The sequence below is a fragment of the Roseicella aerolata genome, from assembly GCF_020523605.1.
Lineage (GTDB): Bacteria > Pseudomonadota > Alphaproteobacteria > Acetobacterales > Acetobacteraceae > Paracraurococcus > Paracraurococcus aerolatus.
In genome coordinates this window covers 192,048-205,256 of sequence record NZ_JAJAQI010000002.1, presented here as the reverse complement: position 1 = coordinate 205,256, position 13,209 = coordinate 192,048, and the positions used below count along the sequence as shown (strand labels likewise).

7 protein-coding genes are annotated in these 13,209 nt (G+C 73.0%); 3 read left to right on the top strand and 4 right to left on the bottom strand.

Annotated elements, in window-relative coordinates:
- Positions 1 to 63: 63 nt before the first annotated feature.
- The 4 genes from addA to LHA35_RS02210 all read right to left on the bottom strand — a co-directional run bounded on the left by addA (position 64) and on the right by LHA35_RS02210 (position 8,952).
- Complete coding sequence (addA, locus tag LHA35_RS02225; RefSeq protein WP_226603919.1) at positions 64 to 3,582, bottom strand: double-strand break repair helicase AddA; 3,519 nt, start codon at positions 3,580 to 3,582, stop codon at positions 64 to 66.
- Entirely contained in the window at positions 3,579 to 6,695 is a 3,117-nt protein-coding gene (gene addB, locus LHA35_RS02220; RefSeq protein ID WP_226603915.1) for a double-strand break repair protein AddB, read from the bottom strand. The genes addA and addB overlap by 4 nt, the downstream gene beginning before the upstream one ends.
- A gap of 162 nt (positions 6,696 to 6,857) precedes the next feature.
- A complete protein-coding gene (locus LHA35_RS02215) occupies positions 6,858 to 7,586 on the bottom strand; it encodes a nucleotidyltransferase family protein (protein ID WP_226603912.1) in 729 nt (242 codons plus the stop codon).
- A gap of 448 nt (positions 7,587 to 8,034) precedes the next feature.
- Positions 8,035 to 8,952, bottom strand: a complete 918-nt coding sequence (locus LHA35_RS02210) for a hydrogen peroxide-inducible genes activator (protein WP_226603909.1) — start codon at positions 8,950 to 8,952, stop codon at positions 8,035 to 8,037.
- Positions 8,953 to 9,076: 124 nt separating this feature from the next.
- On the opposite strand from LHA35_RS02210, the gene ahpC reads away from it, so the two are divergent.
- From ahpC to LHA35_RS02195, 3 genes are all read left to right on the top strand, one after another.
- Positions 9,077 to 9,640 (top strand): alkyl hydroperoxide reductase subunit C, encoded by a 564-nt coding sequence (gene ahpC, locus LHA35_RS02205; protein ID WP_226603906.1) that lies wholly within the window; start codon positions 9,077 to 9,079, stop codon positions 9,638 to 9,640.
- Positions 9,641 to 9,737: 97 nt separating this feature from the next.
- Entirely contained in the window at positions 9,738 to 11,312 is a 1,575-nt protein-coding gene (gene ahpF, locus LHA35_RS02200) for an alkyl hydroperoxide reductase subunit F (RefSeq protein WP_226603904.1), read from the top strand.
- Positions 11,313 to 11,620: 308 nt separating this feature from the next.
- Positions 11,621 to 13,204 (top strand): ABC transporter substrate-binding protein, encoded by a 1,584-nt coding sequence (locus tag LHA35_RS02195; protein WP_226603901.1) that lies wholly within the window; start codon positions 11,621 to 11,623, stop codon positions 13,202 to 13,204.
- The last annotated feature ends 5 nt before the right edge of the window (positions 13,205 to 13,209 follow it).

Below are 13,209 nucleotides of genomic sequence, written 5' to 3'. Positions count from 1 at the left end.
CGGGATGGGCAGAGAGTCGGGCGGCGGGGCGGCGCGGTCAAGGACAGCGGTGGCGCAGCCCCGTCATGCGTCCGGCGCGTGCTCGTCGAGCAACCCCCCCGGCAGGGACATGAGCCGCGCGCCATAGGTCCAGACCAGCGCGCATTCCACGAGCCTTCCGGGGAAGGCCTGGCGCAGCACCGCGCGATAGGCCGCCATCTGCCGGAGGTAGAGGGGCGGGACCTGTTCCGCGTGCTCGGGCGGGGGGCGGTTGGTCTTGTAGTCCAGCACCAGCACCCGGTCGGGCGTCACCACCAGCCGGTCCACCTGGCCGGCGACAAGCTGGCCGCCGACCCGGCCGGCGATCGGCGCCTCGGCCAGGCTCCCGGGCGCGAAGGCCGCCGCCACCTCGGGCGCGGCGATCAGCCCCAGCACCTCCGCGGCCGTCTCCGCCTGTTCCTCGGGCGTCAGCCCATGGCCGGGGCGGGCGAGGAAGCGCCGGGCGGCCTCGGCCCGCTCCGCCTCCGGCCGGTCGGGCAGATGCTGCAGCAGGGCATGGATCACCCGGCCGCGGCGGAAGCGCCGGCCGCGCGGGTCCTTCTCGCCATGCGGGGCGGCGGCGGGCGTCTCGTTCTCGCCGGGCAGGGCGGAGGGGGCGATCGCGACCTCCGCCGCCTCGGGCGGGGCCGGGCGGGTCGCCCAGTCGGGCAGCGGCCCGGCCTCCCCGGCCGCGGCGGCGACCGCATCCGGGACCGGGTCCACCGCCTGCGGGCAGGTCGCCTGCCACAGCACGGCATCGCCGAAGTCGCAGGCGGCGGGGGCGCCGAAGCGCGCATGGTCGAAGGGCGCCTCGGCCGCGCCCGCCATGCGGCGGAAGCCGGCGGCGACATGCAGGTACCACTCACCCGGCTCCTTGCCCCAGCCGCAGACCAGCAGCCGGTCCTCGGCGCGGGTCAGGGCGACATAGAGCAGCCGGTTCTCCTCCTGCTGCCGCTTCGCCTCGTCCGCGGCCTTGGCGGCGAGGAAGGGGGGCGCGTGGAAGCTCTTGTTCGGCGCCCAGAGCGGCAGGTGGATGCCATCCCCTTCCAGCCAGCGGATCGCCTCCGCCCCGGTGCCGCTGCCGACATCGGGCAGGATGACGATCGGCGCCTGCAGGCCCTTGGCGTTGTGCACCGTCATGATGCGGACGGCATCGCCCGCCGCCTCGGCCTCCCGCTTCACCTCGGCGCCGCCCTGGCGCAGCCAGTGCAGGAAGCCCTGCAGGCTAGGCGGGTGCCTGCGCTCATAGGACAGCGCGGCGTTCAGCAACTCGTCCAGCACATCGGCCGCCTCGGGGCCGAGCCGCGCCAGCAGCCGCGCCCGTCCGGGGCGGCCATCCATGGAGGGCTCGCCCAGCACCTCCGCCAGCAGCGCATGCGGGGAGACGAGGTCGGCCCGTGCCGAGAGCCGCGCCAGCCAGGCGGCGGCCCGCGCCTCGGGGCCGTTCGCCGCCTCGGCCCTATGCGCCATCAGCGCGCCCCAGAGCGGGCCGGTGCGGCCATGGGCGAGGGCGAGCAGCGCCTCCTCCGAGAGGCCGATGAGCGGGCTCGTCAGCAGCGCCGCAAGCTGCAGGTCGTCCTCGGGCAGCAGCAGCACGTCGCAGAGGGCGAGCAGGTCCATGACTGCGATATGCTCGACCAGCTTCACGCGGGTGACGCCGGCGACCGGCACCTGCCGCGCCTTCAGCGCGCGCACCAGCAGCGGGACGAGCGCGACATTGGCCTGCTTGCGCAGCAGCACCAGCACGTCGCCGGCGCGCACCGCCCGGCCGCGGCTCTCCAGCCGCTCGTGCCGGATCATGTGGTCGATACGGGCCGCCAGGGCTTCCGCCATCAGCGCCTCGGCGCTCGCCACGCGCTGCGGCTCCTCCGGCACCTCCCAGGGCTGGGGTGTCGGCGTCTCCGCCGGGCGCAGCAGCGGCCAGAGCTCGACCTGGCCCGCATGGCCGGTGCGGTCGGGCAGGTGGCGCAGCACCTCGCCATCCGCCACCACGCCGTGGCGCGCCGGGCCGTCCTCGAAGACCGCGTCCACCAGCGCCAGCACCGGCGCGGTGGAGCGGAAGGAGACGTCGAGCTGCACCTGGCGGAACTCGCCGCCGCCATCCGCGACATGCCGGCTGTAATGCCCCTGCCAGGTGGCGAAGCCCGCGGCATCCGCGCCCTGGAAGCCGTAGATCGCCTGCTTGATGTCGCCGACGGCGAAGACCGTGCGGCGCGGCGAGAGCGCCTCCACCGCCGCGGCCGAGAGGCTCCGCGCCGGCCCGCGCTCCACCCCGCTGCCTGCGAAGAACTCCGCGGTCAGCGCCGCGGCAATGCCCCATTGCGCGGGGTTGCTGTCCTGCGCCTCGTCCAGCAGGACATGGTCCAGCCCGCCATCGAGCTTGTAGAGCACCCAGGCGCTGCCGGGGTCCTCCAGGATGCGGCGGACATGCTCGATCAGGTCGCCATAGCCGAGCATGCCGGCATTGCGCTGCCGGGCGCGGTAGCGGTCCAGCACCGGCGCGGCGAGGGCGAGCAGCGCGCCGGTCGCGGCGGCCAGGCGGCAGGCGGCGCGCTGCTGCTCCACCTGCAGCAGGCGCTCGCCCTCGGCCAGCAGGGCGGTGACCACCTCCTCCTGCCGCGCGCCGACGCTCTTGGTCGCCAGGTTGCGGGCGGCGCGGACGGTGCCGTCCTTGGTCAGGAAGATCTCGCACCACTCGGCGAAGCGCGCGGCGCGCATCTCCGCATCCGCGCCGATCCAGGCGGCCAGGCGCTCGGCCCGCGCCCGGTCGTTCTCGTTCTTGCTTGCGCCGAGCAGGCTCGCCGCCAGGCGCAGCGGCGCCTCCTCCACCGCGCAGGCCGTGGCCACCACCTCCGCCTCGTCCAGGCTGTCCGGCGCGCCAAGAGCCTGGGCAAGGCGGAGCCGCAGCCCCATCACGCCGTTGCAGCCATCGAGGCAGCGCGTCAGCCTCTCCCGCGCCGTGTCCTGCAGCAGCGCGCGCGTGACGTCGGAGAAGGTGTCGGCGGAGGCGATGCCAGCGAGCAGCGCCAGCTCCCGCGCCATCGCCGAGGCCTCGGCGAGCACCGCCTCCCGCGCCTCGGCCAGCATGGCGGCCGAATCCTGCTCCTCCAGCACCGAGAATTGCGGCGGCAGGTCGGCTTCCAGCGGGAAGCTGCGCAGCAGGGACTGGCAGAAGGCGTGGATGGTGGAGATGCGCATGCCGCCCGGCATCTCCAGCACCTCGACCAGCAGGGTGCGGGCGCGCCGGATCAGCCGCGCATCCGGCTCCTGCCCCGTCAGGCGCTGGATCTGGGCGGCGAGCCTCGCCTCCTCCGCCACCGTCCATTCGCCGAGGCGCCGGCGCAGGCGCGACTGCATCTCCGCCGCCGCGGCGCGGGTGAAGGTGAGGCAGAGGATGCGCCCCGGCACCTGCTCGGGGTCGAGCAGCAGCCGCAGCACGCGGTCGATCAGCACCTTGGTCTTGCCGGAGCCGGCGGAGGCGCCCACCCAGGCGGAGACCAGGGGGTCGGAGGCGGCGCGCTGCTGCGCCTCGGCGCGCTGCCGTGCGATCAGCGACCCGCTCATGCGCCCCCCCGTGCATCCTCCGCGCCCGCCCATTCGGCGAGGCGCGAGAGGTGATCGTAGTCGCTGCCCGCCGGCGCGCGCTTCGGATGCGGCCGGGCGACGAAGGCACGGTTGCCGAGCAGGAAATCGGCGATGAGGCCCATCAGCGCGGTCTGCGCCTGGTCGGCGATCTGCCGCACCAGCCAGGCCTCGGTCACGGCGGCCTTTTCCTCCCCCGGCTTCGGCCCGCCGGAGAGCTTCCAGTAGAGCAGCGCGGCGGCATCCGCGGCCGGCACGCCCTCGAAGCCGCCGGTGGCGGCGATCGCGGCTTCCAGGGTCAATTGCGGCTTGCGGCCGTCCTTCACCGAATCGGCGCTCGGCGGCTCGCCCGTCTTGTAGTCGAGGATGCGCAGACCCGAAGGCAGGATATCGATGCGGTCGGCCTTGGCGTGCAGCACCACCTCCCGGCCGTCCATGCGCAGGGGCAACTCGCCCTTCACCTCCACCACGCTCGGGATCGCGCCGGCGCCGCGGCGCAGCGCCGCCTCCTGCTCGATGACGAAGCCGCCGATGCGGTCGAGCCTCGGGGCCCAGAAGGCGGCGAGGCCGGGACGGGGCGAGGCCTCCTCCAGCGCCGCCCGCGCGGCCTCGGCCCACCATTGCCGCGCGGCGTCATCGCCCGGCCAGGGGCGGTTCGAGAGGCGCCGGACGAAGCCCGCCATCGCCGCATGCACCAGGTTGCCGTAGTCGAGCACGCCGGCATCGGCATCCAGCGGGTCGAGCGGATGGAGCCGCAGCACCTGCCGCGCATAGAAGGCGTAGGGGTCGGCGATCAGCGTCTCGACCTGCGTCACGGAGATGCGGTTCGGGCGCTGCTCGCGCGCCGGGCGCGGCGCGGGGCGGGCGCAGGGCTCGACGCGCGCGGGACGGTCGAGCTGCCCGGCCCAGGCCATGGCCGGGCTCGCCTCCAGCTTCAGCCCGTCCTGGCCTTCCAGGAAGGTCTCGATCCGGGTCAGCCAGCGGGCCGGCACGGTCGGGGCGCCGCCGCGCCGGGCGGCACGGGAGAGCACGGCGACGGGGGCGCTGCAGGCCGCCAGCAGGAAGTCGGCGCAGACACGGCCGATGCGCGCCTCCGGCTCCGGCAGGCCGAAATCGCGCCGCATGGGGCGGCTCATCCAGGGGCCGGGATCGGTCGCCAGCGGCCAGACCGTCTCGTCCAGCGCGCCGAGCACCACCCGGTCAAAGGTCAGCAGCCGCGCTTCCAGCAGGCCGAGGATCTCCACGCGCGGATGCGCCCCGTTGTCGCGCCCCCGCGTCGCCCGCAGGCTGGGGGCCGCCGCGCCCTCCATTGCCGCGTCGAACAGGGACGGCCAGGCCGCGGCGGCGACCGGCGGCATGGCGGCCATGGCCGGCTCCAGCGCCGCGAGATGGGCGGCGAGCGCCTCGCCCTCCTCGCCGGCATACAGACGGAGGCCACCCGGCATCAGGTCGGTCGCCGCCAGCGCCTCGGCGGCGGCGAGATGTGCCGCCAGCAGGTCGGCCGGCGGCCGCGCCTCGCCCTCCGGCAGAGCGGCGAAGTCGCCGAGCGCCGCCTCCAGCACATCGAGCAGCGCCATGACCTCGGCCAGCGCCTCGGCCTGCCGCTCATGCCGCAGCCCGGCGCGGGCCGCAGCGCGCAGGCCCTCGAGGCCGGGCGCCGGCCGCGCCCCGCGCAGCGCCGCCACTTCCAGCCGCCGCACCGCGGAGACCCAGCGCGGCCGCTCCCACCCTCCGGCGCAGAGCGGGTGCTTCAGCGCGGCGAGCAGCGGCACCGGCGCCAGCCCGGCGGCGGCCATGCGGGTGAGCAGCCGCAGGAAGGCGCCGGCCGGCGTCTCGCCCAGCGGCTCGCCGGCCGAATCATCGGCGGTCACGCCATGCCGGGCGAGTTCGGCCGAGACCCGGCGGGCCAGGTCGCGGTCCGGCGTGACCAGGGCGGCACGCGCCTTCGGATCCTCCAGCGCCTCGCGCAGCGTCAGGGCGATCGCCACCGCCTCGGCCTGGGCATCGGGGGCGGTGAGCTGGGAGAGGCCCTCCATCGCCGGGCGCCATTCGGAGGGGCGGCGGGACTGCCAGGCGGGCAGGCCCTCGGCCGGGCGCAGCGCCATGCCGAGCAGCACCGGGCGGCCGGCGGGCGCGGCCAGTGCCACCGCATCCTCCGGCGTGCAGCCGGGCCAGCGCTTCACGTCCTCCCGCGTCGCGCCCAGCCGGTGCAGCAGGCGCTGCTGGCCGCAGAAGGGATGCGTCGGCGCCTCGCGGATGGCGTTCCAGACCCGCTCCTCGGCGCTGCCGGCATCCAGCCCGTGCAGGACCACATGGCCGCGCGGCAACTCGGTCGCGACCACCCGGAGCAGTTCCTCGGCGGCCGGGATGGTGCCGCCGACGCCGATGCCGGCGGCGATGACGGGATCCTTCGGCGGCTCCGCCTGCCAATGGCGGGTCTGCGCCCGCAGCGCCTGTGCCCGGCGCATGCCGATATCGAGCAGCCCCTCCTGCGCCAGCCAGCCCTGCCAGGCGGCCATGACGCCGCGCAGGAAGGTCAGGGTGATCTGCCAGTGCGCCGCATGCGTCTCCGGCACCAGCGCGGCCAGGCGTTCCAGCCAATGGTCGTTCAGCGCCTCGGGCGGGCTTTCCGCCAGCCGGTCGAGGTCGGGTTCCTCGAGGGCGATCTCATCCAGCAGCGTCGCCAGGGCACCGGCCAGCGACCAGGCCTGTTCCGGCGTCGCCGGGCCGCCGCGCTCCTTCGGCAGGCGGGAGATGAAGCCGGCCAGCACCGCCTGGCGCCGCAGCGGATCGACCGCGGGCGGCAGGTCGAGCAGGGCGGGCAGGGCGAGCTCGTCCGCATCCTCGGTGGAGAGGCCGGCCAGCGCCCGCATGCGCGGCAGCAGCAGCGCCCGGCCATGGTCGTGCCCGCGCGCCTCCGGCGCGACGGCCGCGCGCAGGAAGGCGACGCGCAGCGCGCGGGCGGAGCGCCGGGTCGGCAGCAGGATGGTGACGCGGGAGAGCCGCTCCGGCGCATCGCCCGGCACGGCGCGCAGCACGCCGGCGGCGAGGCAATCCAGGAAGGGCAGGTGCGCCGGGATGTCGAAGAGGTTCATCCGCGCGGCACCGCGACAGGTGGGCAGGCGCCGCGCCCTGTCCTCAGGCGCGGGCCCGGGATGGGCGGCGCAGGCGGGGCCGGAGCGGCCCCCGAGGCGGACCGGGGGCCGACCATGACGGATGGGGATGCGACGGGACGCAGGGCGATGACGTGCCTTGTCTCAGAACAGCGCGCGGACCAGGCCCGCCCGCATCGCGGCCTCGGCCCGTTCCAGATCGGCCGGCGTCGAGAGATGGAACCAGACCCCGTCATGCACCAGCGCGTAGAGCCGCCCCGATTCGATGGCCCGATCATAGAGGATGTTGAGACTGAAAGGCCCGTCCGGAACATCGCGCACCAGGGCGGGAGAGAGGATCTGCACCCCGGCGAAGACATAGGGGGCCATCTCCCGCTCCTTCGGCCGCCGGACCCGCCCGAGCGGGTCGAGCAGGAAGTCGCCGCGGCCGATATCGCCCTCGACCTGGGCGCTGCGGACCACCAGCAGCAGCCCGTCCATCTGCTCCGGGTCGAAGGCGGCGGCCAGGCGGGCCAGGGCCTGGCGCGGCCCGTCCAGCCACATGGCATCGCCATTCACCACGGCGAAGGGCCCCTCGCCCAGCAGCGGCAGGGCCCTGGCCACGCCGCCGCCGGTTTCCAGCAGCACCTCTTCCCGTTGCAGGGTGACGCGCGGCCTGGTGCGGCCGGCCACCGCCGCCGCCACCTGGTCGGCATGCCAATGCGCATTCACCACCGCCTGCCCGATGCCGGCCGCGGCCAAGCGGTCCAGCGCATGGTCCAGCAGGCTGCGGCCATCCAGGTGCAGCAGCGGCTTGGCGGTGGTCTCGGTCAGCGGCCGCATCCGCAGGCCGAGGCCGGCGGCGAGGACCATGCCATGGGTGAGCGTGATCACGCGGCGGCACTCCGGCGTCTGGGGGCGGGAATCATGGCGCTCTCCCTACTCCCCGACCGGCCCGCCTGGAAACACCCGCGCGATGCATCGGCCATGCATCCGCCACGGTGGCGTGGCGCCGGGAGCACAGCCGGGCCGGGCTGGCCGACCGATGCGGGCTGCCGTGGCCCCTTCCTGCGTATCCGGCCGGCAGTGGGCCTCCCGGGTGGAGGATGCCCCGGCTCATCGGGCCGCCGCATCCAGGGCAGGCCGATTCGGGCGCCGGGCCAGGGCGGGCTGCAATCCTGATGGGACCTCGCACCGGCCCCCATGACATCCGGCCCGGCGCCGCCACGGCATCGGCGCATGGCGCCGACCTGCGCGCGATGCCAGTCGCAGGAAGGGCCAAGCCGGCTGCGAAAGCACCGGCCCATGAAAGCGATGCCTGCCAGGCGCGTGGGCCATCCGGTCAGCCAGGGGGCGGCCGCGGCTCCATCTCCGCCTGCAACGCCGCGGCCAGGCGCCGGAAGGTCTCCTTGCGGCCGGAACTGCGCCGCCAGGCGAGGCCGATGCGGCGCCAGGGCGCCTCGCCGGACAGCGGCAGGGCCGAGACCTCCAGCCCGCGCAGGATCCCCGCTTCCAGCGCCATCTCCGGCAGCAGGGTCACGCCCAGGCCGTTCGCCACCATCTGCACCAGGGTGTGCAGGCTGGTGCCCTGGAAGGCGGCGCTGCGCCGCCCGCCCTCCAGCGCGCAGGCGGCAAGCGCATGGTCGCGCAGGCAATGCCCGTCCTCCAGCAGCAGCAGATCCTCGGGCGCCATATCCGCGGCGCTGGCGGCCTGTGCCGAGCAGAGCCGATGGCCGGGCGGGCAGACCACCCAGAAACGGTCCCGCGCGATCTCCAGCGTCTCGACATCCTCCGTGGGGAAGGGCAGGGCCAGCACCACGGTATCCAGCTCCCCGGCATTCAGCTGCGCCAGCAGCCGGACCGTCTGGTCCTCCCGCAGGTAGAGCTTCAGCGCCGGGAAGGCTGCCCGCAGCGCCGGCATGGCGCGCGGCACCAGGAAGGGCCCGACGGTCGGGATGACACCGAGGTGCAAGGGGCCGGCCATCGGCTCCTTCGCCGCCTGGGCGGCATCCACCAGTTCCTCCGCCCCGGTCAGCAGGGCCTTGGCCCGCGCCGCGATCTCCCGCCCGAGCGGCGTCGGGACCACGCTGCGCTTCGTCCGTTCGAGCAGCGGCGCGCCCAGCAGTTCCTCCAGTTCCTGGATGCCGGCGCTGAGGGTGGACTGGCTGACGAGGCAGGCCTCGGCCGCCTGGCCGAAATGGCAGCGCTCGACGACGGCCACGAGGTAGCGGAGCTGGCGCAGGGTGGGCAGGACCTTCATGGTCCTAGATTAATCGAATTTTACGATTGATCAGATCGAAATTTTGCGTTTCTCCCGCTCACTTATTCTCGCTACGTCCGGTCCCGCCACGGACCCCGGCGGGGTCCAACCAGCGGAGACCGACATGTCCCTCATCAACACCGAAGTGCTGCCCTTCAAGGCGACCGCCTACAAGAACCGCAAGTTCATCAAGGTGACCGAGGCCGACTTCCGCGGCAAGTGGTCCGTCGTCTTCTTCTACCCCGCCGACTTCACCTTTGTCTGCCCGACGGAGCTGGAGGACCTGCAGAACAACTACGGCACCTTCCAGCAGCTCGGCGTGGAAATCTACAGCGTCTCCACCGACACCCACTTCGCCCACAAGGCCTGGCACGACACCAGCCCGGCGATCGCTAAGATCGAGTACACCATGATCGGCGACCCGACCCATGTGATCAGCCGCAACTTCGGCGTGCTGATCGAGGAGGCCGGCCTCGCCGACCGCGGCACCTTCGTGATCGACCCGAATGGCAGGATCCAGGTGGTCGAGATCACCGCTGGCGGCATCGGCCGCGACGCCAATGAGCTGCTCCGCAAGATCAAGGCCGCCCAGTACGTCCATGCCCATCCGGGCGAGGTCTGCCCGGCCAAGTGGCAGGAGGGCGAGAAGACCCTGGCCCCCTCGCTGGACCTGATCGGCAAGATCTGAGGATCAGGCGACCCCGCCGTCCATGACAGGCCCCGGGCCCGGCCACAGGCCGGGCCCGGCCGGCCGCACTCCCAAGACGCAGCTGAGAGCCATCGCCATGCTGGACGCCAACCTGAAGACGCAGTTGCAGGGCTATTTCGCCCGCATCACGCAGCCGATCGAACTGGTCGCCAGCCTCGATGACGGTGCGAAGTCGCAGGAGCTGCTGGCGCTGCTTCAGGACATCGCCTCCCTCTCGGACAACATCACCTATGTCCGCCGCGACGACGATGCGCGGAAGCCCTCCTTCGCCATCAACCGCGTCGGCACGGAGATCGGCCTCCGCTTCGCCGGCCTGCCGATGGGGCATGAGTTCAACTCGCTGATCCTGGCCCTGCTGCAGGTGGGCGGCCACCCGCCGAAGGAGAGCGCCGAGACGATCGCGCAGATCAAGGCGCTCGAGGGCGAGTTCCTCTTCGAGACCTATTTCTCCCTCTCCTGCCAGAACTGCCCGGATGTGGTGCAGGCGCTGAACCTGATGGCGGCGCTGAACCCGCGCATCCGGCATGTCGCGATCGACGGCGCGCTGTTCCAGGCCGAGGTCGAGGCGCGCCAGGTCATGGCGGTGCCCAGCGTCTACCTGAACGGCCAGCCCTTCGCCCAGGGGCGGATGAGCCTCGAGCAGATCCTGGCGAAGATCGACACCGGCGCCGAGGCCCGCGCTGCCGAGAAGCTGAAGAACGCCGCGCCCTTCGACGTGTTGGTGGTGGGCGGCGGCCCGGCTGGCGCCGCGGCCGCGGTCTATGCCGCGCGCAAGGGCATCCGCACCGGCATCGCGGCGGAGCGCTTCGGTGGCCAGGTGCTGGACACCATGGCGATCGAGAATTTCATCTCCGTCCCCCATACCGAGGGGCCAAAGATGGCCGCGGCGCTGGAGCAGCACGTCAAGGACTATGACGTCGAGATCATGAACCTGCAGACCGCGACGAAGCTCATCCCCGGGACGGATGGCTTCACGCGGGTGGAACTGGCGAGCGGCGCGACGCTGTCGGCGAGGACGGTCATCCTCTCGACCGGCGCCCGCTGGCGGCAGATGGGCGTGCCGGGCGAGGCCGAGTACCGCAACAAGGGCGTCGCCTATTGCCCGCATTGCGACGGGCCGCTCTTCAAGGGCAAGCGCGTGGCGGTGATCGGCGGCGGCAACTCCGGCGTCGAGGCGGCGATCGACCTGGCCGGCATCGTGGCGCATGTCACGCTGGTGGAGTTCGACGGCAAGCTGCGCGCCGATGCGGTGCTGCAGGCGAAGCTCCGCTCCCTGCCGAACGTCACCATCCTGGTCTCGGCCCAGAGCACCGAGGTGCATGGCGACGGCAGCAAGGTCACCGGCCTCTCCTACAAGAACCGCGTGACGGGCGAGGCGCACCGGATCGACCTGGAGGGCATCTTCGTGCAGATCGGCCTGGTGCCGAACACGGAGTGGCTGAAGGGCACGGTCGCGCTCAGCCCGCGCGGCGAGATCGAGGTGGACGCGGCCGGCCGCACCAGCCTGCCGGGCGTCTTCGCCGCGGGCGACGCGACCACCGTGCCCTACAAGCAGATCATCATCGCCATGGGCGAGGGCGCCAAGGCGGCGCTCTCGGCCTTCGACCACCTGATCCGGTCGGTGCCGGCGGACCTGCCGAAGGCCGCATGAAGCGAGGGGGGGCACTGCCCCCCCCCTTGGTCCCCCATCGCCGGGGCCGAACCGGCCCCGGACCCCTGCATGGCGAAACCTTCGCGCCGATGGGCAGGGCCCGGGCTGTTCGGCGCGCGCTCCCTGCCGGACGGGGCGGTTCGCCTCGGTTCCGCCGTCCGGCGGCGTGGTCCGGACAGGTGCGTCCCGGGCAGCCAACCCCATTGGCGCGCTGCAACTACCCCTGCTAGCCTGCCCGAACGAGGAAATCGCCGGTCCGCTTCCCGTCAGGAGAATGCCGTGACCGCACCCCACCAGGACAGCACCCCGTGAAGCGCCGCGACTTCCTTGCGGCCGCCGCGGGCAGCCTCGCTGCTCCCGGCCTCGCCCTCGCCCAGGGCGCCAGGCTGATGCGCTTCATCCCGCAGATCGATCTCTCCGTCACGGACCCGCATGGCTCGCTCGCCTATGTCACGCGCGGGCACGGCCAGATGGTCTTCGACACGCTCTACGGCATGGACAGCCATTACCGCGCCACGCCGCAGATGGTCGAAGGCCATGTGGTCGGGAATGACGGCAGGCTCTGGACCTTGACCCTGCGCGAAGGGCTGTTCTGGCATGATGGGGAGCGGGTGACGGCGCGCGACTGCGTCGCCTCCATCCGCCGCTGGTCGAAGCGCGATGCGCTGGGCGGCGCACTGATGGCGGCGACCGAGGAACTCTCGGCGCCGGATGACCGCCGCATCGTCTTCCGGCTGAAGCGGCCCTTCCCGCTTCTGCCGGATGCGCTGGGCAAGGTCGGCTCACCCATGCCGGCGATGATGCCGGAGCGGCTGGCGAATACCGATCCGTTCAGGATGGTCCCCGAGATCATCGGCAGCGGTCCCTTCCGCTTCCTGGCGCAGGAACGGGTGCCGGGTTCGCGCAATGTCTATGTCAGGTTCGACAAATACGTCCCGCGCGGCAGCGGCACCACGGATTGGCTCGCCGGCCCCAAGGTCGTGCATTTCGACCGTGTCGAGTGGACCACAATTCCGGATGCTGCCACCAAGGTTGCCGCCTTGCAGCAGGGCGAGCAGGACTGGTGGGAGAACCCGACCCATGACCTGCTGCCGCTGCTGAAGCGCGACCGCCGCGTGAAGATCGAGGTGATCAACCCGTCCGGCAACGTCAACATGATGCGCCTGAACCACCTGCAGGCGCCCTTCGACAAGCCGGAGGCCCGGCAGGCGCTGCTCTACGCCTTCAGCCAGACCGACTTCATGCAGGCGATCGTCGGCGACGACGCCGCCATGTACCACGTGCCCCATGGCGTCTTCTGCCCGAACACGCCGCTGGCGAGCGAGGCGGGGCTCGAGCCGTTGAAGGGGCCGCGCGACTACGCCAGGGGCAGGCGCCTGCTGGCGCAGGCCGGCTATGGCGGCCAGAAGGTCGCGATGCTGGTCGCCACGGACTATCCGCAGTTCAAGGCGATCGGCGAGATCGCGGCGGATGCCATGGCGAAGATCGGCATCAATGTCGACTACGTCGCCACCGACTGGGGCACCATGCTGCAGCGGCGCAGCAACCGCGGCCCGCTCGAGCAGGGCGGCTGGTCCTGCTTCAATACCGGCTGGGAGGGCGTGGACCACATCGACCCGTCCAACCACTTCGCGATGCGCGGCAACGGCAATGACCCGTCCTCCTGGCCCGGCTGGTGCGTCGACCAGAGGCTGGAGGACCTGCGCAATGCCTGGTTCGACGCGCCGGACCTGAAGGCGCAGCAGGCGATCTGCCGCGACCTGCAGGTGCAGGCCATGCAGGTCCTGCCCAGCATCCCGCTCGGCCAGTACATCCAGCCGACGGCCTACCGCACCAATGTCACCGGCGTCTCGCGCGGCTTCCCGGTCTTCTGGGGCGTGCGGAAGACCTGACCGCA